Source organism: Streptococcus sp. V728, from assembly GCF_052077995.1.
Lineage (GTDB): Bacteria > Bacillota > Bacilli > Lactobacillales > Streptococcaceae > Streptococcus > Streptococcus infantis_B.
The window spans coordinates 402,259-425,276 of record NZ_JBQJJH010000002.1; the positions used below are offsets into that span (position 1 = coordinate 402,259).

A 23,018-nucleotide genomic window follows, 5' to 3' on the forward strand; every position below is an offset into this window, starting at 1 on the left:
TTCGTTTTATTTATACTCCTACTTCCGATACATCTTAAATTGTAGGAAGAGGTCGCTGTAGATTCCTGTCCATTTATGGTCAAACTTCTCATAAACTTCTAAGTGTTTCATAGTATCTGCATCTGGATAGAAGGACTTATCCTCTTTTGTCTCCTCGGGGAGCATTTCCTTAGCAGCATTGTTTGGTGTTGAATAACCGACATACTCTGCATTTTTGAGAGCATTTTCGGGTTTTAACATGAAGTTGATGAAGGCATAAGCTGCATCCTGGTTCTTAACTGTCTTTGGTATCACCATATTATCAAACCAGAGGTTACTTGCTTCTGTCGGAACGACATATTTGAGGTTAGGATTTTTTTCCAACATCTGGCTAGCTTCCCCTGAGAAAGTCACACCGATGGCAGCGTTATTCTGAATCATGTAACCCTTCATCTCATCGGCTACAATAGCCTTGATATTAGGAGTTAGCTCATAAAGTTTATCGACCGTTTGTGACAGTTGTTGTGGATCTTTAGAGTTGAGGCTATAGCCTAATGAGTTAAGACCTAAACCAAGCACTTCACGCGCCCCATCAAAGAGCATGATTGAATCCTTGTATTCTGGTTTCCAGAGGTCATCCCAATGTTCAGGTGCTTCTTCTACCATGGTTTCATTGTAGACAATTCCCAAAGTTCCCCAGAAGTATGGGATTGAATACTGGTTGTTTGGGTCAAAAGACTGGTTTAGAAACTCTGGACCAATATTCTCAATTCCCTCAATCTTACTATAATCTAATGGAACCAAGAGGTCTTCGTCCTTCATTTTGTTAATCATGTACTCACTTGGTATGGCAATATCATAGGTTGTCCCGCCCTGCTTGATTTTCGTGTACATGGCTTCGTTGGAATCAAAGGTCTCATACTGAACTTGGATTCCCGTTTCTTCCGTAAATTTCTCCAGAAGTTCAGGGGCGATATAGTCTCCCCAGTTGTAGATAACCAATTTTTGACTATCACGACTATTGATTTTACTATCAAGATGGTAAGAAATTCCCCACAAGACGAGGATAATCGCAAGAATTCCTGCTAAAAATGAATAGAGTCGTTTCATGATTGCTCCTCCTTCTCACGTGAAATAAAGTAATATCCAACAACCAGGATAATACTAAAGAGAAAGACCAAGGCTGAGAGTGCATTGATTTCAAGTGAAATTCCCTTACGAGCTCGAGAGTAGATCTCAACTGAGAGAGTTGAAAAACCATTCCCCGTTACAAAGAAGGTCACGGCAAAGTCATCTAGCGAGTAGGTGAAAGCCATGAAATAACCTGCAATGATAGACGGTGTTAGGTAAGGAAGCATAATTTCCTTAAACATCTGGAACTGGCTAGCTCCAAGGTCATAGGCCGCATGAATCATATCTCCATTCATCTCTTTCAATCGAGGCAAAACCATGAGCACTACGATTGGAATGGAGAAGGCCACATGACTAGAAAGAACTGTTAAAAATCCAAGTGAAAACTTGAGTTGTGTAAAGAGAATCAAGAAACTAGCACCAATCATAACGTCTGGAGCAACCATCAAAATGTTATTGAGTGATAGAAATGCTTCTTGGTATCTCTTGCGTGATTGGTAGATATAGATAGCTCCAAAGGTACCAATCACTGTCGCAATCAAGGCTGATAGAAATGCAAGTAAAAAGGTCTGAACTAAAATCAGCATAAGCCTTCCATCACCAAACATAGTTTCAAAGTGAGATAAGCTAAAACCTGTAAAACTATTCATATCATCCCCAGCATTGAAGGCATAACCAATCAAGTAGAAGATTGGCAGATAGAGGACGATAAAGACGAAGGCTAGGTATAGATTCGATAATTTTTTCATCGTTCTCTCCTTTCCTTAGTCACCCACATAGTGACGAACATAGTCAGGATAAGAACAACACCTATAGTTGACCCCATACCGTAGTTATCATTAGTCAGGAAGTTCTGCTCGATAGCAGTCCCCAAAGTAATCACTCGGTTTCCCCCAATCAAACGCGTTAACATGAAAAGACTTAAACTAGGGATAAAGACAGATTGGACACCACTTCGCACTCCATTCATAGATAGAGGGAAGATGACATGCCGGAAGGTTTCCCACTTGGTCGCACCGAGGTCATAGCTGGCATTGATGAGATTGTTATCCATATCATCCAAAACATTGAAGATGGGCAAAATCATAAATGGAAGCTCGATATAGCTTGCTACAAAGATAAATGAGAAATCTGTAAAGAGCAACTGCTGCGAACCGATTCCGATAAATTCGAGGAATTGGTTGATAGAACCGTTTTGCCCAAAAATCCCGATAAAGGCATAGGCCTTAAGGAGCAGGTTAATCCAGGTTGGCAAAATAATCAGCATAAGCCATAGTTGACGGTGTTTAAGGCGGGTCAAAAAGAGGGCTGTTGGATAACTGATAAGTAGCGTCACTAAGGTAACAATCCCTGCATAGAGCACTGAGTTAAAACTCATTTTGAGATAGGTCAAGTTTTGTGACGCAAAGTAGGATTTATAGTTTTCTATACTGAACTGGCCTTCGATGTTAAAAAAGGATTGTCCAAAAATCAAGACCAAGGGTGCCAATACAAAGAGTGCAATCCAAAGCATGTAAGGCACTACAAAGAGTTTAGAGGTTGTTTTCTTCATCTCTTTCCTCCTCAATAGCGTTAATCAAACCTGCTTCATGCTCTTCGATTTCTACGTACTCTTCGATACGAGCATCAAACTCTTCTTCTGTTTCATTGAGACGCATGATGTGGATATCTTCTGGTTCAAAGTCCAGACCGATTTCCTCACCAACGATAGCCTTGCGAGTTGAGTGAATCATCCATTCATTGCCGAGTTCATCATAGGCAATGATCTCATAGTGAACCCCACGGAAAAGTTGGGTATCAACCTTCACTTGGAGCTTCCCTTCTTCTGGAAGAGTAATGCGCAAGTCTTCTGGACGAATGACGACTTCGACTGGTTCATTTGGCTTCATACCACCGTCGACTGCTTCAAAGCGTTTGCCGTTGAACTCGACCAAGTAGTCCTCAATCATGGTTCCTGGCAAGATGTTTGATTCACCAATAAAAGTTGCAACAAAGTGGTTGATGGGCTCATCGTAGATGTCCACTGGTGTACCTGACTGAACAATTTCACCATCATTCATGACAAAAATCCAGTCACTCATAGCCAGGGCTTCTTCCTGATCGTGGGTAACAAAAACAAAGGTAATACCCAATCGTTGTTGCAATTCACGCAATTCGTACTGCATGTCGGTTCGCAACTTCAGGTCAAGAGCTGACAAAGGCTCATCCAAGAGTACCACACGTGGTTGGTTGATAATCGCACGCGCAATGGCCACACGCTGACGTTGTCCTCCAGAAAGCTTACGAATAGAACGTTTTTCAAAACCTTCCAACTGTACCATCTTGAGAACTTCAAGCACACGTCGTTCGATTTCTTTCTTATCAACCTTACGCAAACGCAATGGAAAGGCAACATTTTCAAAGACATTCATATGCGGGAACAAGGCATAAGACTGGAAGACTGTATGAACATCACGCTTGTTGGTCGGGATATCATTGATTCGCACGCCGTCCAACAAAATATCACCAGTCGTTGCATCCAGCAAACCTGCGATGATATTCAGAATAGTTGATTTCCCTGAACCAGATGCTCCTAAAAGCGTGTAGAACTTTCCTTCTTCCAACTCAAAGTTAATATCCTTGAGAACCTTGGTGTCGCTATCTTCAAAAACTTTAGAAACGTTTCTGAATTCGATAATTGGTTTTTTCAATTCCTCTAAATTCCTTTTTCTTCGTAAATTAACAGATTGGGACCTTTTTGAATGCTAGAAAGAAGCTTAGGACATAAAATGCCCTAAATCTCATCTAGCGATAAAATCCCAATCTTTGAATGATGTGTAAAAATAATGTTATTCGTGCTCACCCAGGATACGAACTTCTCTCTCGAGGGTAACGCCTGAATGTTCTTTAACTTTTTCAATGACAGACTCAATTAAGTCTTCATAATCTCTAGCAGTTCCATCAGCTACATTTATCATAAAGCCTGCATGCTTTTCTGAGACTTCTACACCACCGATACGGTAGCCCTTCAAACCAGCTTCTGAAATCAATTGCCCTGCAAAATACCCAACCGGACGTTTAAAGACAGAACCACAAGATGGATACTCCAACGGTTGTTTGAGTTCTCGTAAATGAGTCAAGCGTTCCATTTCTTGTTTGATAGTCTCATAATTTCCTGGAGATAGTGCGAATTTAGCTGATAAAACGACTCCTCCAGATTCTTGAATGGCTGAATGACGATAACCAAAGGCTAAGTCTTTGGCAGATAAAGTCTCGATTTCACCATCTTTTGTTAAAATCTGACACGATTGCAAGATATGAGCAATCTCACCACCATAGGCACCAGCGTTCATAAAGACAGCACCACCGACGCTTCCTGGAATTCCACAAGCAAACTCAAAACCCGTCAAACTATGACGCAGAGCTATACGAGTCGTTTCAATCAAGTTAGCTCCAGCTTCTGCCTCAATCGTATAACCATCAACTGTGACATCATTCAATTTGTCACACATGATTACAAAACCACGAACTCCACCTTCACGAACGATAATATTACTTGCATTTCCAAGAACCATCCATGGGATATTTTCTTGATTGGCAAATTTAACGACACGAGCCATCTCGTAGCGATTACGAGGAAAAACTAAGTAATCTGCCTTCCCTCCAACTTTTGTATAGGTATAAGTTTTTAATGGCTCATCGAATCGAATGTCAATTCCTTCTAAGGTTTCTTTTAATTTATCTAATACAGTCATTTTTCTTATCCTTTTATAAAATCCATTCCATTATACCATTTTTAGCGATTTTTTTCGATGATTTTCTAAGCTTTTTCTCTGACAATATTAAAAAGAGGCTAGGCCTCTTTTGGTTTATTGTTTTTTATAAAAAATTGACTTTGTAAAGTATACAAATAAGATAACTTCCACGGCTAGTAATCCTTCCACTATTAGTGGATTTGAAATCCAACCAACCTGTGAAAGACTCGGAGCCAAATCAAATAGGGCATGTAGACCATAGGCAGCTACTAAGTAAATCCAATTCTTTTGACGAACTGCTTGATAAACCCAGAAAGAGAGTCCGATTTGCATCACCAGAGCAAGCACACGTTCAACACCTAGTAAATAAACTTGCCATACAGATAGGGACTGAACTGCTTCAAGTGTAGTTTTTGGAAGGAGATTCGCTACATCGGGATTTGAAGACTCTAATAATGATAGGAGGATCAAAAGACTAATCAAACTTCCCATTCCGAGGTAGAGCAATTCCAAACCTCCATGCCCCAACCCATAAGCTAAGGCATCTGAATCTTCTAAGTTTCTCTTCTTCTCTAACCATTTAAAGAAGACAAGGCGAGCCGTTTCTTCAAAGATAGCTGCCATAGCAATTCCATAAAAGACATATAAAAAAGGATGCTCCTGCATAAGCGAAATGGTTCCGTCTTTTTGTGGATGAAGCACCAAAAGGTGAACGATTTTCTCCAAGACTTGAGAAGAAACAAAGAATGCCACTGCCCCAAGACCTAGTACCGAAAGGTTAATCTTGTATTTCTTTTTTGCATACCAAATGGCTGCTATGAGAAATACAACTAAAGCTATCATAGTAATTATTACATGAATTTTCATACTTTGCACCTCTTACTCTGCTTGTTCGATATCTTTTTTCATCTCATCTACATTAAACTTAGCAAAAAGATATTTACGATCCTGAACAGGGAAACGTTGATCCAGCTGGTCAACAGCACCTACCTCTACAATACCTTCCTTGATAACAAAGTCCATAACGTGGCCACCAAAGGTTAAATCGTCTGAGATAAAGTGCAAATGGTAACCAGCAACACTGACGCCATGGAAAATTTCAGGTGTCCAGAATCCAACAATTGTTCCTGAAACATTGTCACAGCTATATTCAGGCTGATGAGTTGCAACCTCAGCAAACTTCGTTTCGCTTGTCGATTTTGGAATCATACGAACATGCATATGTTTAAAATCACCATGAATTTTAATCGAACGAAATAGGTTTTCCCCATCATAGTAGGACTCAATACGTTTTTCAAGTTCCTGATCAGTCATTTCAAAACGCTGACGAAAAATAACTTCTGCCTGGTGGGGTACAACTGCCGCATAAGGAATCAGAGCATCTGGCGACACTTCAACGATTTCAGGTTTATCACCTGACCCCTTAGCTTGATAAGCCTTTCCATCTAAGACAATTAACTCTCCATCAATAGAATCTAGGGTTCCTAGTCCTAAATCTCCATGTTCAAGCAATTCACCAACGGTCATAGTCCCACCGTAAAGTCCAGCCATCAAGGCTCCCAAAGTATTGTATTGGAATAATTTCACTGGTTCTTGCACCTTCATCATCTCACTATTCTTTGAAAATTTTACTTACTAAGTATATCACATTTCTGATTAGAATTGAATGCTAGACTGCCTTTTAATACTTAATGAAAATTAAAGAGTAAACTAGGAAACTAGCCGCAGGTTGCTCAAAGCACTGCTTTGAGGTTGTAGATAGAACTGACGTAGTCAGCTCAAAACACTGTTTTGAGGTTGTAGATGGAACTGACGTAGTCAGTAACATATATACGGCAAGGCGACGTTGACGCGGTTTGAATTTAATTTTCGAAAAGTATAACATTGCCAAACTTTTAAAAAAAAGGTACAATGTAACAAAATCAAGAGAGGTCTGGGATGAAGCAAGAAAGCAAGTACGAACAAGTCATACACTATCTAAAAAATAAGATAGAATCAGGTAGATTTGCGACAGGAAGTCGCCTGCCATCTATTCGAAAACTCAGTCAAGATTTCCACTGCAGTAAGGACACTATTCAGCGTGCACTCATGGAACTTCGATACGAGAAATACATCTACTCCAAACCTCAAAGTGGTTATTATGTATTGGAGCAACAAACCAGTCACGAAGACCTCATTATCTCCGTTAACGATGAACATGTGGCTGCCTATGATGATTTTCGGCTTTGCGTCAATGAAAGCTTGATTGGACGAGAAAATTATCTCTACAACTACTATGAAAACCAAGAGGGACTAGAAGAATTAAGAAAATCTGTTCAGACATTACTTTTTGATCAAGCGATTTATAGTAAAGCAGATCAGTTAGTCATGACATCTGGAACCCAGCAAGCACTGTTTATTCTTTCTCAGATTGATTTTCCAGGTCAAGCTCAGGAAATACTGGTTGAACAACCGACCTATCATCGGATGAATCAACTACTACTAGCTCAAAACATTCCCTATCAAACCATTGAACGTCGGGTGGACGGTATTGATTTAAACGAACTTGAAAAACAGTTTAAGAGTGGAAAGATTAAGTTTTTCTATACTATTCCCCGTTTTCATTATCCTCTGGGCCATTCCTATTCCGAGGAGGAAAAACTTGCTATCCTTGACTTGGCTGCAAAACACCAGATCTATATCGTTGAAGATGACTATCTAGGTGACTTGGATCCTAAAATGGGACAAACCTTTCATTATCTGGACCAGCATGATTTGGTCATTTATATTAAATCTTTTTCTACGAGTCTTTTTCCAGCCCTCCGGATAACTGCACTTCTTCTTCCAAATGCTATCAAGGATGCTTTTGTAACTTATAAAAATATTCTGGACTATGATAACAACCTTATCATGCAAAAAGCCTTATCTCTTTATATTGATAGTCAACTCTTTGAGAAAAACAGACTAGCAAGATTAGCACTTCAGGAAAAAAGTCAGGAGTATATCCAACAACTTTTACATAACTATCCCATTTCCTTGCCAATCTATCCTCTCCATGATGGAGTCTTACTTGATCTTAGAGACTATCCTAAGATTGCAAGTCTCAAACATAGTCCTTTAAATCTCGACTTTTTCGAATCATCCTACATAGGGACTTGTCCCTATCACTTTGCAAAAGTTCCCTTTGAAAATATTGAAGCAACACTAAACTACTTAAAAACAGAGCTGGACTAAAGTCCAACTCTGTTATTTTTTATTGTTCTAATTCGGTTAATTTAGAAGCTTTCTCAAGATAGGTTTGGTAAGTTCCGTCATCTTTCAATTTTTGGATGACCTTATCTACTACTTCCTTCAAATCTGAATTGCCTTTTTTGATAGCTACAGCATTTGCTTCGCCTTCTTTCATGGGCAAGCTTACTGTAGCAACTGCCAAGTCAGAGTTTTTACCAGCATAGCTTAGAGCAACTGGTTCATCCATATGAACAGCATCAACCTTGCCTGATTGAAGTTCATTGACTGCCTCACCCATGTTAGTCAAAGATGTTAACTGCACTTTAGGAAGTTGTTCTTTGACCATAGATTCAGGAACAGTTCCTTTTTGAGCCGCAATATTAGCACTTGCAAGAGAATCTAAATCCTTGTATTTTTCAAGGTCAGATTTTCTGATAAGGAAGCTAATTTTGTTTTCATAGTAAGGAATTGAGAAATCAAAGACTTCTTTTCTTTCTTCAGTTGCACTGATTCCAGCAATTGCCAAATCTGCTTTACCTGTTTGAAGACTAGTCAAGACATTATCAAAACTCATGCTTGAAACTTCCAATTTCACTCCAAGTTCATCAGCGATTGCTTGTGCCATGTCAATATCAGCACCTACGACTTGGTTCTTGCCATCCACAAGTGCTTGAAATTCAAATGGTGCATAGTCTGGGCTAGTTGCGACAACTAATTTACCTTTTTGTTTGATTGCCTCTACTGCAGACTGTGAACTTGAGCTAGATGACTGGCAAGCAACTAAAAAGAAACTTGCAAGAAAACTACATAAGACAAATATCCATTTTTTTAATTTCATAAATAAACAACCTCTCTGTCGATTTTGTATAATTATAACTCGGAAAACCTCGTTTGTCAAGTATAAATTTAATATTTATTTATTTTTTTCATTTTATTAAACAAAAAAGAAGCTTTTATTCATTATTCTGCTTCTTTTTCTGTATATTTAATCAATTTTACAATTCTACAATTTTACCTGTTTCAAAGTAAACAACCCATTCACAGATATTTTTAGCATAGTCACCGATGCGCTCCAAGTATGAAATCACTTGGAAGTAATCACGACCTGTAACAATTGCATCCGGGTTCTTTCTAATTTCTTCAGTTGCCAAATCACGAATATTTTCGAAGTAATGGTTGATTTTCTCATCCATGGTTGCGACTTCGTAGGCCTTATCAACTGATCCGTTTAGATAAAGTTCGAGGGTTGTTTCTACGAAATCTTTAACATCACGTCCCATCTTTTTGATTTCTTCTTCAACTGCTGGGATGCGTTGTTCACCCTTCATACGAATGGTTGCCTCAGCAATGGATACAGCGTGGTCACCCATACGTTCCAAGTCAGACACTGCCTTAAGTACTGTTAAAACTGTACGCAAGTCTTGTGAAACAGGCTGCTGAAGCGCAATAATTTCAAATGATTTCTTTTCAAGTTTTACTTCATATTCGTTTACTTCTGCGTCTTGCTCGATGACTTCTTTAGCCAAGTCACGGTCATGAGTCACAAAAGCACGTACAGTACGATTGATTTGGGAAAGAACTTCTTGTCCCATAGCGTAAAATTGGTTATGCAATTTCTCTAAATCTTCTTCAAATTGAGATCGTAACATCTTTTTCTCCTTATCCAAATTTACCTGAAATGTAATCTTCTGTTTCCTTATGTTGTGGATAGAGGAACATTTCCTTGGTATCGTTAAATTCAATCAAATCTCCATTGAGGAAAAAGCCTGTTTTATCAGAGATTCGAGATGCTTGCTGCATGGAACGAGTAACCAATAGCATGGTGTACTTGTCCTTAAGACTATATAGGGTTTCTTCGATTTTTCCAGCCGAGATAGGGTCTAAGGCTGAGGTTGGCTCATCCAAGAGGATAATCTTTGGACTAGTCGCCAATACACGGGCTACACAGACACGTTGCTGCTGTCCACCTGAAAGTCCAATAGCTGAATCATGCAAGCGATCCTTGACCTCATCCCAGATTGAAGCACGCTGTAAAGCTTTCTCCACAGCTTCGTCCAAGACTTGCTTGTCTTTCTCTCCATTAATTCTTAGTCCATAAACAACATTTTCGTAGATAGACATTGGGAATGGATTGGGTTGTTGGAAAACCATTCCGATTTCCTTACGTAACTCAACGGTATCAGTACGAGGGCTATAAATATTGTGCCCATTATAAACCACTGAACCAGTAGTAGTCACCTCTGGATTTAAATCTCCCATACGATTGATAGCCTTTAGAAGTGTTGATTTCCCAGATCCAGAGGGACCGATAAGGGCGGTAATTTCCTTAGGTTGGAAAGATAAGGAAACACTATTCAAAGCCTTCTTTTTATTGTAATAAACAGACAGGTCTTTGACCTGCAAAATCGGTTCTGTCATAGTGCTTCCTTTCTAACCAAAGTGTCCAGTTACATAATCATTGGTTGACTGTAGCTTAGCATTTTGGAAAATATTTGACGTTTTATCGTACTCAATTAAATCACCTAAGTAGAAAAATCCAGTATAGTCACTTGCACGCGCAGCCTGTTGCATGCTATGGGTCACGATGATGATGGTGAAGTCCTTCTTCAACTCCAACATAGTTTCCTCTAGCTGAGCTGTCGCAATCGGATCCAAAGCAGATGCCGGCTCATCCATCAAGAGGATGTCTGGTTTTACAGAAATAGCACGTGCGATACAGAGACGTTGCTGCTGGCCTCCTGAAAGCGTCAAAGCTGACTTATGAAGGTCGTCTTTAACCTGATCCCAAAGGGCGGCCTGACGAAGAGAGGTTTCTACAATTTCATCAAGGACTTTCTTATCCTTAACACCTGCACGTTCATGTGCAAAGGTGATGTTGCGGTAGATTGACTTCGCAAATGGATTAGGACGTTGGAAAACCATTCCAATGTGCTTACGCATTTCATAGACATTGATTTCAGGGCGGTTGACGTCAATTCCTTGATAGAGAATTTGTCCTGTAACCTTAGCAATGTCAATAGTATCATTCATACGATTGAGACTGCGTAGGTAGGTTGATTTTCCAGATCCTGATGGACCGATCAAGGCAGTAATTTTATTTTTTTCGAATTGCATATCCACGCCCTTGATGGATTCATTCTTACCATAGTAAACATGTAAATCCTTCGTAGAGAGGGCCACTTTTTCTTCTGGAAAAGTAATGATATGCCTTTCATCCCAATTATATTTTGACATGGCTTCTCCTTTAGGCTGCGGTTAATTTCTTGTGTAGATAGCTTCCGAGTTTACGAGCTCCAAAGTTAAAGATTAAGATAAAGATGAGGAGCACCGCAGCTGAACCTGCTGAAACCAAAGTTCCATCAGGAATAGTTCCTTCACTGTTGACTTTCCAGATATGAACAGCCAAGGTTTCTGCTTGACGGAAGATAGAGATTGGACTAGATACACTTAGAACGTTCCAGTTAGACCAGTCAAGTGCTGGTGCTGATTGTCCTGCTGTGTAGATAAGAGCTGCAGCTTCACCAAAGATACGACCTGATGCAAGTACTACACCTGTAACGATTCCAGGTAGAGCTTCAGGAATGACGACATGAAGGACTGTTTCCCAACGAGAAAGTCCAAGCGCCAAACCAGCTTCACGTTGTGTATGGTGAACGTGTTTCAAACTGTCTTCAACATTACGTGTCATCTGTGGAAGGTTAAAGACGGTCAAAGCCAAGGCACCTGAAATAATAGAAAATCCATACTCAAACTGAACTACAAAGATGAGGTAACCAAAGAGACCTACAACAACAGATGGTAGAGAAGACAAGATCTCAATACAGGTACGAACGAAATTGGTAACACGGCCTTTTTTAGCATACTCAGCCAAGTAAATTCCAGCCCCCATTGATAGAGGTACAGAGATGAATAAGGTAATGACCAAAAGGAAGAAGGAATTATAAAGCTGAATCCCAATACCACCACCTGCTTGATAAGAAGATGATTTTCCTGTCAAAAATGACCATGAAACATGAGGCAAGCCTCGTACCAGAATATAAAGAATCAAAGAAGCTAGAATAGTCACGATGATTCCTGCGATGGTATAGAGGACAGCTGTTGCAAGTTTATCTAATTTCTTAGCGTGCATAGTTTTTCTTTCCTCTTTCTTTCGTAATCAATTTAATCACACTGTTAAAGGCCAAACTCATCAAGAGCAATACTAAGGCCAGTGACCAAAGAACATTATTATCAACGGTACCCATAACAGTATTTCCGATTCCCATGGTCAAAACAGATGTCAGAGTCGCAGCTGGTGTCGTCAAAGAAGTTGGGATAACTGCTGAGTTTCCGACAACCATCTGAATCGCAAGGGCTTCACCAAAAGCACGCGCCATACCAAAGACTACTGCCGTAAAAATACCTGAACGAGCAGCCTTCAAGGTCACACGCCAAATGGTTTGCCAACGAGTCGCTCCCATAGCTAAACTAGCTTCACGGTAGTGACGAGGAACAGCACGTAGGCTATCTGTTGTCATGAAGGTTACAGTCGGCAAAATCATAACAAAGAGAACGAAAATCCCCGATAAAATACCAAAACCTGTTCCACCAAAGACACTACGTACAAAAGGTACGACGACCTGCAAACCGATAAATCCGTAAACTACCGAAGGAATCCCAACTAGAAGTTCGATAGCTGGTTGCAAAATCTTAGCTCCTTTTGGTGATACTTCTGTCATAAAGACTGCTGCCCCAATGGCAAATGGTGTTGCGATAAGAGCAGATAGGATGGTAACAATAAAGGAACCTAAAATCATTGGAAGGGCACCAAATTGCTTACCTGATGGATTCCAAGTTGCACCAAAGAGAAAATCAAAGATATTCACACCATTGACAAAGAAGGTCGACAAACCTTTTTGGGCTACAAAGATTAAAATCATAGCCACAATGATAACAATCAAAGAGAGGCAGGAAAAAGTTAGACCTTTCCCTAATTTCTCAAGACGAGAGTTCTTTGAAGGAGAGAGCAATTTTTTAGATAATTCTTCTTGATTCATTATTGACTCCCTTCTATCGCTGTCACAGTACCTGCAGCATCTTTTTCAACCTTCATTTCCTTGACAGAAATATAGCCCATTCCCTTAACGATTCCGTTCTGAACTTCGTCTGAAAGGACAAAGTTTAAGAATTCGGCAACCAATTCATTTGGTTCACCAAGTGTATACATGTGTTCATAAGACCACAACGGCCAATTATTAGTGGTTACATTCTCTGAAATTGGTTCATAGCCATTAAGTTTGATGGTCCCAACTGAATCATCAACATATGCAAATGCTAGGTAGGAAATAGCCCCAGGAGTTTGGGAAACGATTGATTTCACCATACCGTTAGAATCCTGCTCCTGACTTTGCACCGCTGACTGACCATTCATAATCACACTATCAAAGGTCGCACGAGAACCTGAACTCGCAGCACGGTTGATAATAGAAATAGCCAAATCTTTCCCACCAACTTCTTTCCAGTTGGTAATTTCTCCTGTAAAGATTTGACGGAGCTGGTCTGTCGTTAGATTATCGACATCCACCTCTTTATTAATAATAACAGCAATTTCAGCAACGGCTACCTTATGGTCTACCAAGGCAGAGGCATCAATACCGTCTTTTTCCTCAGCAAATACATCAGAGTTTCCAACATCTACTGCACCTGACTGAACTTGAGATAGACCTGTACCAGATCCACCACCTTGAACATTGACTGTTTTACCAATGTGAGCTGACGCAAACTCATCTGCTGCCGCCTCGACTAAAGGTTGAAGGGCAGTTGAACCGACAGCCGTCATAGACTCCCCACGGTCAATCCAACTTGCACATCCTGCTAGCGAACCAGCAAGTAAAAGAGTTGCAAGAGAAATGGTGAGTTTTTTAAATTTTTTCACTATTTGTCTCCTTGAAAATAATGATGAATAGCTTGGAATTTCGCCCGTATTTTCCATTGATTTTCACGAAAATTCCATACTTCCACTATAACATAGAATACTGATTTTGACTAGTTTTTTACCTTAAACCTCAAACCCTTAGGGAAATAATTCTTTAGAGTATTTCCGGTCACTTTTGCAAAGCCCAGACCATTCCCACCAACTAAAACTTGATACCAACCATTTTGCTGAGTTTCAGACAATTGAACTGTTTCACCAGATACGTATTTGACAAAATCTTCTTGATGAATCTCAATAACTTGCTTTACTTGACTCGGTTTTAAAGCCAGGCCAAGAGCAAAGCTTGGTTCAAAACGTTTCTTCTTAAAAGTTCCGAGATGAAGACCATTACGAGCAATTCTAAGTTTTTCTAAATCTGGTAGGATTTCTGGCAAGAGATAAAGCTGGTCACCGAAAACTTGTAGAACACCAGTCAGTTTTTCTTTTAGATGTTTCTTCTCAAAATCCTGCCATAAGGAAATCTGTTCACGAGAAAGGTTTGATTTAGAAGGTTTGAACTTCCCAGCCTTGTTTTGACCTTTAAACTGAAGATGAGCCACGAACTGACCTTCTCCCTTAAAGTGATGAGGGTACATTCTAGCTGTCTCAGCTTGGTTGATTCCTTGTGACATACCATTTATATGTTCTACTGGAATGAGTTCAAAGTCATAATTATCCTTGAGCCAGCTAATGATTTCTTCATTTTCTTCTGGCGCCCAGGTACAGGTTGAATAGACTAGTCGACCACCATCAGCCAACATTGTAACTGCATCTGCTAAAATCTCACGTTGTAAACTAGCGCACTGACTAGGATAATCGACACTCCAATAATCCATAGCATCAGGTTGTTTACGAAACATCCCTTCTCCTGAGCAAGGTGCATCTAAAACGATTAGGTCAAAATAGCCTTTAAAAATCTTAGCTAAACGGTCTGCTGATTCATTGGTCACAACGACATTAGTCGCACCAAAACGTTCCATATTTTCAACCAGTATTTTTGCTCGCTTACTTGAAATTTCATTGGAAACGAGAAGCCCCTCACCTTCTAGATAGGCTGCCAATTGTGTCGATTTTCCACCTGGTGCTGCTGCCAAATCCAAGACCTTCATGCCAGGAGTTGGATGAGCTACTTGCGCCACCATTTGTGCAGCTGGTTCTTGGGAATAGACCAAGCCAGTTACATGCTCTGGAGACTTTCCAGAAACCTTACCATAGTAGCCCCAAGGTGTATTGGGAATAGCGTCTGAAAAAGAAACTTGACTTTCTTTTAAGGGATTGACACGAAAAGCAGAAACGGCTTCATCATCAAAAGAGGCAAGAAAAGCTCTTGCCTCATCTCCCAATATTGTTTCATATTTTTTTACAAATCCTTCTGGAAATTGCATGTAAGTTTATTTCCTTTCGTAGATATAGGATTGAATTTCATCTTGCATCTCGACTGGTACCATCATAACAGCCTGCCGTGTTTGGAAATCAACTTCCTCACCAGCAATCGTAAGAACCTTATAACCTAAACTTTCACCTAGGATACTCGCTGCTGCATAATCCCAGGGTTGAAGATAAGTGATATACGTTAGTAGTCGACCTGATAGCACCTTTGCAAAACTAATGGCAGCACTGCCATAAACTCGTGTGCCAAGTGCAGCATTTCCCAATTCTGCCAAGCCCCATTCGTTGGTTTCTAGCATACCAGAATTACCAGCCACCAAAAATTCTCTTAACGGTTTCTTTTTAAATGCTGGTAAAGGTTCATCATTGCGACAAGGCGGAAAGTCTCCTCCACCGTGGTAGCAGTCACCTTTCATAACATCATAAATAATCCCAAATTTCCCAGCACCATCCTCAAAATAGGCTAGCATAACGGCAAAATCTTCACCTTGTGCAACGAAGTTGTTGGTCCCATCAATGGGATCGATAATCCAAACAGAACCTTTTTCTACTGCTGCACGCAGGCAACCTTCTTCTGCACAAAATAAATCATCGGGATAACGAGATCGAATTTTCTCAATGAGTATGGCTTGAACTTCTTTATCTAACTTAGTGACCAAATCTGTAGGCGAAGATTTTCTCTCAACATGGAGATCTTCTTTCATATGCTGGAGAATATATTCTCCAGCATCCCTAACAATTTCTTTGGCAAATGTAAATTTATTCTCCAAGTGAAATCTTCCCTTCTCCTTTTTCTTTTGCCAATTGGACTGCACGGTAGAAAGAATATCCACTAACTGCTTCAAATTCACGTCCCAAACGTTTTTCTTCACTCTTACTTGGAACAACTGACTTAAATACCTTGTAGGAATCTAAAAGTTTTTTTGCTTCTACCTTAGTTTCATAGGCGGCTTCAACATCATTAAAAAAAGAAAGCACTGAAGCAAGTTCTTCAGTGCTCCACGACAAATCTAGTGGGTAACTATACTGTTTATTCATCTAATTAATACCAGCTCTTAATGTAGCTTCTTTCAATTCTTGCTTACGGTAACTACGAGGAAGAAATGCACGAATCTCATCTTCATTAAAGCCAATCTGCATACGCTTATCATCAATAATGATAGGACGACGCAAAAGACTAGGGTATTGCTCAATTAAACTAAGCAACTCCGTCACCGAGATACTTTCCACATCGATATTTAACTTTTGGAAAATTTTTGAACGAGTTGAAATAATGTCATCGGTACCGTTTTCGGTCAAGGAAAGAATTTGTTGCAATTCTTTTCTTGATAAAGGACTGGTCATAATATTGTGCTCTTGGAAAGGCACCTTATGATTATTAAGCCAGGCCTTTGCCTTACGACATGATGTACAACTCGGTGATAAAAATAGTGTAATCATGCTATTCTCTTCTTTGCATACTTTTCTCACTCTATTATACAAAAAAATAAAGCGCTTGACTAGTTATTTCCGTAAAAAAACCTATTTTTTCAAGAAAATAGGTTTTTCGTACAATTTTTTAAAACATTTTTATGCATTTATTCTCTTTTTGGTAATTTTTTCCAACTTAAAAGATAAACGAATCCAAAAATCAACTCATACAAGCAGAAAAATAGGAGAAAGGCATGCAGGAAAAAGTCCTCTGGTAGAATAAGAATGACTGGGTCTTTTGCTGGATCAAAAAGCCAGGTATCATCACCTACAAAAAGAATTTGATGAAACAATGTAAAGAATTGTTCAAACCCAATGAAGACACCAACTAAACCAAGTACCAAAGGTAAAGACAGCATAATCAAGAGACCTCTGCGATATAGAGGCAGAAAACCTTTCTGAATGACTTGCTTCCAAAAAAGATAAAAAATCGGTAGGGTAACTATTGCTACTCCTTGCGCTAGGTGAAAGAGTCGCTTTACAACCACAAAGTGGTGAATTCCAGAGGCAGACGAAGGAAAATCTGGCATTGCTAATACTTGACTCAATGGATTGGTCAAATAATCCATCAAAACATTAAAGTTATGTTGGATGGTCTGAGGTTGGACATGAACTCGACTTGTCAGATTTAACCAAGAAATCTCCAGAGGGTAAATCAACCAAGACAGGTAGATGCTCAATAAAATAGCAAGCGAGAGGAGAAAGAACAGACTTCCTACAAAAGTATATTTAGTTTTCATCAAAATTCCACTCCGCTAGACTTGAGAGGACATGGGTTGGGGCGATTGGTAAATCCGCTACTTCTTCAGGTTTTGTAAAACCAGTAGTTACTAACAAAGTTGGAATTCCATTATCGATACCAGCTCGAATATCAGTAAGATAATTATCCCCCACCATGACAATTTCTTGGCGTTCAAGTCCTAGATGTTCAACAGCTTTATCCATAATAATCGCATTAGGTTTCCCAATATAAACTGGCTTTACGCGAGTTGCTGCTTCGAGCAGAGTAACCAGTGAACCAGCACCAGGTAAAAGGCCTCGTTCCGTTGGGATGTTCAAATCTGGGTTGGTGCCGATAAAATGAGCACCTTTATGGATAGCTAGGGTTGCCGTAGCAAATTTTTCATAGTCTACCTGCCAGTCCAAACCTACAACCACATAGGCAGGATTTTCTTTATCTTCAACATAACCAGCTGCTTGTATCGCTTCCTTGAGCCCTGCTTCTCCAATCACATAGACTGTCTTTTCAAGCCCCAAATCATTCATATAATCAATAGTCGCTAAGGTTGCAGTATAAATTGTCGATACAGGTGTGTCGATGTTAAAGTGATTGGCTAACATCTCCTGAACACTTTCTGGTGTGCGAGTTGTATTGTTAGTTACAAAAAGGTAGGGAATTCTACGCTTTTGCAAGTCATGAACAAAAGCTTCTCCTTCAGGGATGCGGTCTTTACCCTTGTAAATCGTTCCGTCTAAATCTATCAAATAGCCTTTATAAGTCATATATTTCTTTCTAATCTTTGTTAATTTCTTGCCAAGTTATCTTTGCCTGAGCATTGATGTCGCCATCACTTGTAACTTGGTGATTGCTTTCTAGTTGATTCAATTCATAACTAGAAGTAATCATACCACCTGGTCGAACTTCCTTGACATACTTTAGATTGATTTTTTTAGGGATATGATTGGTTAGGAACTCTGCTCCCATGACCTCAAAAATCCAGTCTAGGTATTTGCTATTATTGACATGGCCATTCATATCTAAGTCGTAAAAACGGACATGATAGTCCTTGCTAATCGCTTCTTCCAACTCAGCGTATTTTGGTCCACGGATCAGTTTCTTAGAAAACTCAGATTGATAAGGTGCGACTATTTCAGGTTCTACAGGATGAACCTTCCGACTATCACGATCCATAAGGACAAATGTAGCTACCATGCGAATGATTTCTTGACCATCTTCATCATAAATAGTAAATCGGCGGTAGCAAAATAGACGATTGTAGCTCAAGGCCTCTGTTTCGATGGTAATTTCCTCAGCAAAACGAGGAAGTCTAATCACATCGATATCATAATCAGTGATAATCCAAACTAGATTATACTGTTCTAAAACATCCTTGTCACTCACTCCTAGATTAATTGATTGCATTCCTGATACTTGTAGGGATAACAAGATAACATCTGGTAGCTTGATATGTCCGTTCATGTCAGCCATATCAAAAGGGATTTTAGTTTTCATTTGATAAGTTAAGCCCATAATTTTACTCCAATATAAATCGTTCTGCTACTGTATCACCTAAGAAGAGACCTCTCTTAGTCATACGAACATGATCGCCATCAACCTGCATAAGACCTTGTTGAATCAAGTCTTTGATGATATCTCCATAAAGTTCTTGGAAAGACTGTCCAAATTTTTCTTCAAATCTCTCCATGGAAACTCCAGACTTCTTGCGAAGTCCAAGGAACATCTCTTCTTCCATTTGCTCCCTTTGAGTCAGATGTTCTTCGTTGATACGAGCATTCCCATCTTCTACTGCCTTTAAATAATGGCGAATAGGCCCATGATTTTTATAGCGAACACCATCTACATAGCCAGATGCACCTGCACCAATACCATAATACTCAGCATTATCCCAGTACATAAGATTGTGACGACTTTCAAATCCTCGTTTAGAAAAATTAGAAATCTCATAATGCTCGAAGCCAGCTTTTTCTAGCTTTGAAATGATATACTCAAACATCTCAGCTTCTAATTCTTCCTTAGGAAGAGGTAATTTCCCTCGTCTCATACGATTCATAAAGACCGTATGGTTTTCCAAAATCAAACTATAAAGGCTCATATGAGGAATATCCAGAGCGATAGCCTTGGCAACATTCTCCTTAACCTGGTCCATAGTCTGACCAGGAAGTGCGTAGATTAAATCAATAGAGATATTATCAAAACCAGCCAATTTGAGGCGGTCAATATTTTCATAAATATCCTTCTCCAAATGACTACGCCCTATTTTTTTCAACATTTTGTCATCAAAGGTCTGAACACCTAGTGAAACACGATTGACTGCAGAATTTTTCAAAACAGCAATCTTATCAGCATCTAAATCACCGGGATTGGCCTCAATGGTCAATTCTTCTAAGACTGATAAATCTAAGTTTTTAGTCAATCCATCCAGAAGCAACTCTAACTGTGGCGCAGACAAGGCTGTCGGTGTTCCACCTCCAATATAAAGCGTACGCAACTTTTGAATGTCATAAGAATGAAATTCTTGCAGCAGATGCTCTAGATAGCTATCTACCGGTTGATTCTTGATAAAAACTTTTGAAAAGTCACAATAATAACAGATTTGTGTACAAAATGGAATGTGCACATAAGCTGATGTCGGTTTCTTCTGCATAGTATTTATTATACCACAAAGAGTTCACTCAAGAAAAAAATCACCATTCCTGATTCATTTGAAAATCAGGAAATGGCGATTCTATTTAGTCTTCTTGAATATCGATGACAATTTCTTGACCATCTTCTTGGTCTTCAACAACTACTTTTTCTTCCAATTGTTCTTTGAGACTGTTCAAGGTTTCTTTCGAAGCTTCAGTAGCTTGTTGAGCGTGATATTTTGCTTTATCGAGGACGGTATCGAGAGTAATTTCCCCAGATTCGATTTGTTCCTTTGTTTTAAGAACAAATTCTTTGGTTTGATCTTTGACATCAGTCAGCTTTTCGCAGACTTGTTCTTTAGCGTATTCAGGATCTTCTTTCAAATCTTCAATAAAGTCTTGTGCTCGACTCGTAACTCGTTTCCCTTTTTCACTTGTTAGGAATAAAGCAACGGCAACACCTGAAACAGTTCCTAAAAGGATTGATGATAATTTACCCATGAGCTATCTCCTTTTTATTTTTTAAAAAATTTACTTGCAACACGAATGGCAGACAAACCAGCACTAGTCTTTAACGTTTTTGAACCTGCAGATGAAGCTTTTTTACTCAAGACACGAGCCTGCTCATTTAAGTCAGAGACAGAAACAGAAAGGTCTGCAACTGCTGTAAAGAGTGGATCAATCGTTGCAACTTTGACATTGATATCGTCAGCAAGTACATTGACTTTTGCAAGCAGTTCATTTGTGTGATGTAGAGTGACATTTACATCCGAAGTTAGCGTTTTAACAGTATTTTCAGTTTCATCGATTACACGTCCAACTTTTTGAAGGGTTATAATCAAATAAACTAAGAATACAACCAAGGCAATAGCCACAATAATATAAGCAACTTCTAACATTTTAATTCTCCTTTTTTACATTATAAAATGGTGCTTTTTTCCGATTTTGATAAACGATAATATAAATTCCAAGTCCAATTAGAAGGACTGACAACCATTGAGATACTCGAAGTCCAAAGAACATGAGACTATCTGTTCGCATACCTTCAATGATCATACGTCCAAATCCATACCAAATTAGATAGAAGGCAGTGATATAACCACGACGAATACTCTTTAATCGACGTCTAAAAATAATAATCAACGTAAACCCAATGAGATTCCAGATAGATTCATAAAGGAAGGTTGGTTGCCGATATGAGCCATCGATATACATCTGATTCTTAATAAAACCAGGTAGGTAATCAAGATTTTCAACAGCTGCTCCGTAGGCTTCCTGGTTAAAGAAATTCCCCCAACGTCCAAGGCTCTGTGCAATCATAACGCTTGGAGCAGCAATATCCAAGAAATCCCATGTGTTGATTAATCTACGATCAGCAAAGAAATAGAGTACGATTGCTCCGGTGATTAAACCGCCGTATATGGCAAGACCTCCATTCCAAATGGCAAAAATCTCTCCCATGTGCTGACTATAGTAGTCAAATCTAAAAATGACATAATAAAGTCGAGCACCAATGATAGCTAAAGGAAAAGCAATTAAAATAAAGTCTAAAATGTCATCGGATAAGATGTTCTTTTTTGGTGCTTCTTTACTTGCAAGATAGACTGCTAAAATAAGACCTGAAACGATGCAGAGTGCATACCATCTAATACCCAAAGGACCAATTTGAAAAGCAACTGGATCAATCATTCTTCATCTCGTTCCTTTCAATTAGTTTTGTCAATCGTTCTTCAAAGAGGCGTGTCGCATCAAAGCCCATCTCCTTCGAACGATAATTCATTGCAGCCGCCTCGATAACGACAGAGATATTACGTCCTGTTTTTACTGGGATACGAATACGTGGAATAGAAACACCTGAGATTTCCAATTCTTCCGCATTATTCCCCAAACGGTCAAAGACCTTATCAGTATCGTAATTTTCTAAATAGACAGCCAATTGAACTTGTGAAGAATCCTTAACGGCACTAGCCCCATAAAGGCTCATGACGTCAATGATACCTACTCCACGAATTTCTAACAAATGTTTCAAAATTTCAGCAGGTTCTCCCCAAAGTGTCATCTCATCCTTAGAATAGATATCTACACGGTCATCTGCTACTAGACGATGTCCACGTTTGACGAGTTCAAGTCCAGTCTCACTTTTACCGATACCACTATCACCTTGAATGAGAACACCCATACCATAGATATCCATCAGTACACCATGCACACTTGCGCGTTCGGCCAAACGAGAGTCCAAGTAACTTGATAGTTCACCAGATAGACGACTGGTTGCAGTACGACTTGTTAAAATAGCGATTTTACATTCTCTAGCAGCCTTTAGCATTTCTTCTGGAACTACTAAACCACGCGAAACAATAACTGCAGGTGTTTCTGGTTGAAATAATTTCTTCAAAACCTGGTAGCGGTTGTGAGAAGACATGCTAATGAGATAGGACCACTCCTTCATTCCCAACAATTGAATACGCTCTGGAGTATAGTAATCAAAATAGCCTGTCATTTCGAGACCAGGTCGCGTTATATCTGCAGTATTAATTTCCTTTTCAAGTAATTCAGGCTCCCCATAGACAACGTCTAATCTAAGCTTATCAATTACTTCTTTGACTAAAACCGACATATATTTCTCCTTAAATCGAGTTCTCTTACTATTATATCAGATTGTAGAAATAAGTTTATGTTTTTAACAGTCTTTACGCTATTTATTTAGGAAGAACTCTTTAAAAGATTTAACCTATAGAAAAAGAGATTAAACAACAAACTGTTATTTAATCCCTTCTTTAAAATCT

Annotated in this window: 27 protein-coding genes; 1 reads left to right on the forward strand and 26 read right to left on the reverse strand. The window is 39.3% G+C overall.

What is annotated here, in order from left to right; all coding sequences use genetic code 11:
- Positions 1-18: 18 nt before the first annotated feature.
- The 7 genes from ACTO1Y_RS03330 to budA all read right to left on the reverse strand — a co-directional run bounded on the left by ACTO1Y_RS03330 (position 19) and on the right by budA (position 6,452).
- Positions 19-1,089: an ABC transporter substrate-binding protein gene (locus ACTO1Y_RS03330; protein WP_441348346.1), complete on the reverse strand. Its 1,071-nt coding sequence runs from the start codon at positions 1,087-1,089 to the stop codon at positions 19-21.
- Complete coding sequence (locus ACTO1Y_RS03335; RefSeq protein ID WP_441348347.1) at positions 1,086-1,859, reverse strand: ABC transporter permease; 774 nt, start codon at positions 1,857-1,859, stop codon at positions 1,086-1,088. The genes ACTO1Y_RS03330 and ACTO1Y_RS03335 overlap by 4 nt, the downstream gene beginning before the upstream one ends.
- The gene (locus tag ACTO1Y_RS03340) at positions 1,856-2,662 is read right to left on the reverse strand and encodes an ABC transporter permease (protein WP_006150748.1); all 807 of its coding nucleotides are present in this window, start codon (positions 2,660-2,662) and stop codon (positions 1,856-1,858) included. The genes ACTO1Y_RS03335 and ACTO1Y_RS03340 overlap by 4 nt, the downstream gene beginning before the upstream one ends.
- The gene (locus tag ACTO1Y_RS03345) at positions 2,643-3,800 is read right to left on the reverse strand and encodes an ABC transporter ATP-binding protein (protein ID WP_006150793.1); all 1,158 of its coding nucleotides are present in this window, start codon (positions 3,798-3,800) and stop codon (positions 2,643-2,645) included. Before ACTO1Y_RS03345 ends, ACTO1Y_RS03340 begins: the two co-directional genes overlap by 20 nt.
- 138 nt (positions 3,801-3,938) lie before the next feature.
- Positions 3,939-4,844 (reverse strand): UDP-N-acetylmuramate dehydrogenase, encoded by a 906-nt coding sequence (gene murB / locus ACTO1Y_RS03350; protein ID WP_441348348.1) that lies wholly within the window; start codon positions 4,842-4,844, stop codon positions 3,939-3,941.
- Between the two features lie 114 nt (positions 4,845-4,958).
- Positions 4,959-5,711 (reverse strand): YhfC family intramembrane metalloprotease, encoded by a 753-nt coding sequence (locus tag ACTO1Y_RS03355; RefSeq protein ID WP_441348349.1) that lies wholly within the window; start codon positions 5,709-5,711, stop codon positions 4,959-4,961.
- Between the two features lie 12 nt (positions 5,712-5,723).
- Positions 5,724-6,452 (reverse strand): acetolactate decarboxylase, encoded by a 729-nt coding sequence (gene budA, locus ACTO1Y_RS03360; protein ID WP_441348350.1) that lies wholly within the window; start codon positions 6,450-6,452, stop codon positions 5,724-5,726.
- Between the two features lie 330 nt (positions 6,453-6,782).
- Here budA and ACTO1Y_RS03365 point away from each other — a divergent pair, with 330 nt between their 5' ends.
- Positions 6,783-8,057: an aminotransferase-like domain-containing protein gene (locus ACTO1Y_RS03365; protein WP_441348351.1), complete on the forward strand. Its 1,275-nt coding sequence runs from the start codon at positions 6,783-6,785 to the stop codon at positions 8,055-8,057.
- A 19-nt stretch (positions 8,058-8,076) separates the two neighbouring features.
- Here the strand turns inward: ACTO1Y_RS03365 and ACTO1Y_RS03370 are convergent, their stop codons facing one another.
- From ACTO1Y_RS03370 to hprK, 19 genes are all read right to left on the reverse strand, one after another.
- Positions 8,077-8,892, reverse strand: a complete 816-nt coding sequence (locus tag ACTO1Y_RS03370) for an ABC transporter substrate-binding protein (RefSeq protein WP_441348352.1) — start codon at positions 8,890-8,892, stop codon at positions 8,077-8,079.
- 157 nt (positions 8,893-9,049) lie between these two features.
- Positions 9,050-9,703, reverse strand: coding sequence for a phosphate signaling complex protein PhoU (phoU, locus tag ACTO1Y_RS03375; RefSeq protein WP_441348353.1), 654 nt, complete (start codon positions 9,701-9,703; stop codon positions 9,050-9,052).
- Positions 9,704-9,713: 10 nt separating this feature from the next.
- Positions 9,714-10,472: a phosphate ABC transporter ATP-binding protein PstB gene (gene pstB / locus ACTO1Y_RS03380; protein ID WP_006148225.1), complete on the reverse strand. Its 759-nt coding sequence runs from the start codon at positions 10,470-10,472 to the stop codon at positions 9,714-9,716.
- A gap of 12 nt (positions 10,473-10,484) precedes the next feature.
- Positions 10,485-11,288 carry a phosphate ABC transporter ATP-binding protein PstB gene (pstB, locus tag ACTO1Y_RS03385; protein WP_049495489.1) on the reverse strand — a complete coding sequence of 268 codons (804 nt, stop codon included), beginning with the start codon at positions 11,286-11,288 and terminating at the stop codon, positions 10,485-10,487.
- 10 nt (positions 11,289-11,298) lie between these two features.
- Positions 11,299-12,183, reverse strand: a complete 885-nt coding sequence (gene pstA / locus ACTO1Y_RS03390) for a phosphate ABC transporter permease PstA (protein WP_006150807.1) — start codon at positions 12,181-12,183, stop codon at positions 11,299-11,301.
- Entirely contained in the window at positions 12,173-13,090 is a 918-nt protein-coding gene (gene pstC / locus ACTO1Y_RS03395) for a phosphate ABC transporter permease subunit PstC (RefSeq protein WP_441348354.1), read from the reverse strand. The genes pstA and pstC overlap by 11 nt, the downstream gene beginning before the upstream one ends.
- On the reverse strand, positions 13,090-13,968 hold the full coding sequence (locus tag ACTO1Y_RS03400; RefSeq protein ID WP_441348355.1) for a phosphate ABC transporter substrate-binding protein PstS: 879 nt from the start codon (positions 13,966-13,968) through the stop codon (positions 13,090-13,092). The genes pstC and ACTO1Y_RS03400 overlap by 1 nt, the downstream gene beginning before the upstream one ends.
- A 110-nt stretch (positions 13,969-14,078) precedes the next feature.
- Positions 14,079-15,392 (reverse strand): RsmF rRNA methyltransferase first C-terminal domain-containing protein, encoded by a 1,314-nt coding sequence (locus tag ACTO1Y_RS03405; RefSeq protein ID WP_441348356.1) that lies wholly within the window; start codon positions 15,390-15,392, stop codon positions 14,079-14,081.
- 6 nt (positions 15,393-15,398) lie between these two features.
- A complete protein-coding gene (locus ACTO1Y_RS03410) occupies positions 15,399-16,166 on the reverse strand; it encodes an inositol monophosphatase family protein (RefSeq protein WP_441348357.1) in 768 nt (255 codons plus the stop codon).
- The gene (locus ACTO1Y_RS03415) at positions 16,156-16,434 is read right to left on the reverse strand and encodes a UPF0223 family protein (RefSeq protein WP_441348358.1); all 279 of its coding nucleotides are present in this window, start codon (positions 16,432-16,434) and stop codon (positions 16,156-16,158) included. Before ACTO1Y_RS03415 ends, ACTO1Y_RS03410 begins: the two co-directional genes overlap by 11 nt.
- Positions 16,435-16,836, reverse strand: a complete 402-nt coding sequence (locus tag ACTO1Y_RS03420) for a Spx/MgsR family RNA polymerase-binding regulatory protein (protein WP_025170030.1) — start codon at positions 16,834-16,836, stop codon at positions 16,435-16,437. It lies immediately after the preceding gene.
- A gap of 137 nt (positions 16,837-16,973) precedes the next feature.
- Positions 16,974-17,606 carry a TIGR01906 family membrane protein gene (locus ACTO1Y_RS03425; RefSeq protein ID WP_006150769.1) on the reverse strand — a complete coding sequence of 211 codons (633 nt, stop codon included), beginning with the start codon at positions 17,604-17,606 and terminating at the stop codon, positions 16,974-16,976.
- Positions 17,596-18,369 (reverse strand): TIGR01457 family HAD-type hydrolase, encoded by a 774-nt coding sequence (locus ACTO1Y_RS03430; RefSeq protein ID WP_441348359.1) that lies wholly within the window; start codon positions 18,367-18,369, stop codon positions 17,596-17,598. The genes ACTO1Y_RS03425 and ACTO1Y_RS03430 overlap by 11 nt, the downstream gene beginning before the upstream one ends.
- Before the next feature lie 10 nt (positions 18,370-18,379).
- Positions 18,380-19,117 carry an acyl-[acyl-carrier-protein] thioesterase gene (locus ACTO1Y_RS03435; protein WP_006150809.1) on the reverse strand — a complete coding sequence of 246 codons (738 nt, stop codon included), beginning with the start codon at positions 19,115-19,117 and terminating at the stop codon, positions 18,380-18,382.
- Positions 19,118-19,121: 4 nt separating this feature from the next.
- The gene (gene hemW, locus ACTO1Y_RS03440) at positions 19,122-20,252 is read right to left on the reverse strand and encodes a radical SAM family heme chaperone HemW (RefSeq protein WP_441348360.1); all 1,131 of its coding nucleotides are present in this window, start codon (positions 20,250-20,252) and stop codon (positions 19,122-19,124) included.
- 85 nt (positions 20,253-20,337) lie between these two features.
- On the reverse strand, positions 20,338-20,733 hold the full coding sequence (locus ACTO1Y_RS03445) for a YtxH domain-containing protein (protein ID WP_006150786.1): 396 nt from the start codon (positions 20,731-20,733) through the stop codon (positions 20,338-20,340).
- Between the two features lie 14 nt (positions 20,734-20,747).
- Positions 20,748-21,131 carry a DUF948 domain-containing protein gene (locus tag ACTO1Y_RS03450; RefSeq protein WP_441348361.1) on the reverse strand — a complete coding sequence of 128 codons (384 nt, stop codon included), beginning with the start codon at positions 21,129-21,131 and terminating at the stop codon, positions 20,748-20,750.
- 1 nt (position 21,132) lies between these two features.
- Positions 21,133-21,921, reverse strand: a complete 789-nt coding sequence (gene lgt / locus ACTO1Y_RS03455; RefSeq protein WP_441348362.1) for a prolipoprotein diacylglyceryl transferase — start codon at positions 21,919-21,921, stop codon at positions 21,133-21,135.
- Positions 21,914-22,849 (reverse strand): HPr(Ser) kinase/phosphatase, encoded by a 936-nt coding sequence (hprK, locus tag ACTO1Y_RS03460; RefSeq protein WP_441348363.1) that lies wholly within the window; start codon positions 22,847-22,849, stop codon positions 21,914-21,916. The genes lgt and hprK overlap by 8 nt, the downstream gene beginning before the upstream one ends.
- Positions 22,850-23,018 lie beyond the last annotated feature (169 nt).

Excerpts from the sequence above, each read along its gene's own strand:
- ACTO1Y_RS03340 (WP_006150748.1), bottom strand. The coding sequence starts at position 2,662 with ATGAAGAAAACAACCTCTAAACTCTTTGTAGTGCCTTACATGCTTTGG.
- pstB (WP_006148225.1), bottom strand. The coding sequence starts at position 10,472 with ATGACAGAACCGATTTTGCAGGTCAAAGACCTGTCTGTTTATTACAAT.
- ACTO1Y_RS03445 (WP_006150786.1), bottom strand. The coding sequence starts at position 20,733 with ATGGGTAAATTATCATCAATCCTTTTAGGAACTGTTTCAGGTGTTGCC.
- hemW (WP_441348360.1), bottom strand. The coding sequence starts at position 20,252 with ATGCAGAAGAAACCGACATCAGCTTATGTGCACATTCCATTTTGTACA.
- ACTO1Y_RS03425 (WP_006150769.1), bottom strand. The coding sequence starts at position 17,606 with ATGAAAACTAAATATACTTTTGTAGGAAGTCTGTTCTTTCTCCTCTCG.
- pstC (WP_441348354.1), bottom strand. The coding sequence starts at position 13,090 with ATGAATCAAGAAGAATTATCTAAAAAATTGCTCTCTCCTTCAAAGAAC.
- pstB (WP_049495489.1), bottom strand. The coding sequence starts at position 11,288 with ATGTCAAAATATAATTGGGATGAAAGGCATATCATTACTTTTCCAGAA.
- ACTO1Y_RS03405 (WP_441348356.1), bottom strand. The coding sequence starts at position 15,392 with ATGCAATTTCCAGAAGGATTTGTAAAAAAATATGAAACAATATTGGGA.
- phoU (WP_441348353.1), bottom strand. The coding sequence starts at position 9,703 with ATGTTACGATCTCAATTTGAAGAAGATTTAGAGAAATTGCATAACCAA.
- murB (WP_441348348.1), bottom strand. The coding sequence starts at position 4,844 with ATGACTGTATTAGATAAATTAAAAGAAACCTTAGAAGGAATTGACATT.
- ACTO1Y_RS03370 (WP_441348352.1), bottom strand. The coding sequence starts at position 8,892 with ATGAAATTAAAAAAATGGATATTTGTCTTATGTAGTTTTCTTGCAAGT.
- ACTO1Y_RS03420 (WP_025170030.1), bottom strand. The coding sequence starts at position 16,836 with ATGATTACACTATTTTTATCACCGAGTTGTACATCATGTCGTAAGGCA.
- ACTO1Y_RS03330 (WP_441348346.1), bottom strand. The coding sequence starts at position 1,089 with ATGAAACGACTCTATTCATTTTTAGCAGGAATTCTTGCGATTATCCTC.
- ACTO1Y_RS03335 (WP_441348347.1), bottom strand. The coding sequence starts at position 1,859 with ATGAAAAAATTATCGAATCTATACCTAGCCTTCGTCTTTATCGTCCTC.
- ACTO1Y_RS03430 (WP_441348359.1), bottom strand. The coding sequence starts at position 18,369 with ATGACTTATAAAGGCTATTTGATAGATTTAGACGGAACGATTTACAAG.
- ACTO1Y_RS03415 (WP_441348358.1), bottom strand. The coding sequence starts at position 16,434 with ATGAATAAACAGTATAGTTACCCACTAGATTTGTCGTGGAGCACTGAA.
- lgt (WP_441348362.1), bottom strand. The coding sequence starts at position 21,921 with ATGATTGATCCAGTTGCTTTTCAAATTGGTCCTTTGGGTATTAGATGG.
- pstA (WP_006150807.1), bottom strand. The coding sequence starts at position 12,183 with ATGCACGCTAAGAAATTAGATAAACTTGCAACAGCTGTCCTCTATACC.
- ACTO1Y_RS03450 (WP_441348361.1), bottom strand. The coding sequence starts at position 21,131 with ATGTTAGAAGTTGCTTATATTATTGTGGCTATTGCCTTGGTTGTATTC.
- hprK (WP_441348363.1), bottom strand. The coding sequence starts at position 22,849 with ATGTCGGTTTTAGTCAAAGAAGTAATTGATAAGCTTAGATTAGACGTT.
- ACTO1Y_RS03435 (WP_006150809.1), bottom strand. The coding sequence starts at position 19,117 with ATGGGCTTAACTTATCAAATGAAAACTAAAATCCCTTTTGATATGGCT.
- ACTO1Y_RS03355 (WP_441348349.1), bottom strand. The coding sequence starts at position 5,711 with ATGAAAATTCATGTAATAATTACTATGATAGCTTTAGTTGTATTTCTC.
- budA (WP_441348350.1), bottom strand. The coding sequence starts at position 6,452 with ATGATGAAGGTGCAAGAACCAGTGAAATTATTCCAATACAATACTTTG.
- ACTO1Y_RS03365 (WP_441348351.1), top strand. The coding sequence starts at position 6,783 with ATGAAGCAAGAAAGCAAGTACGAACAAGTCATACACTATCTAAAAAAT.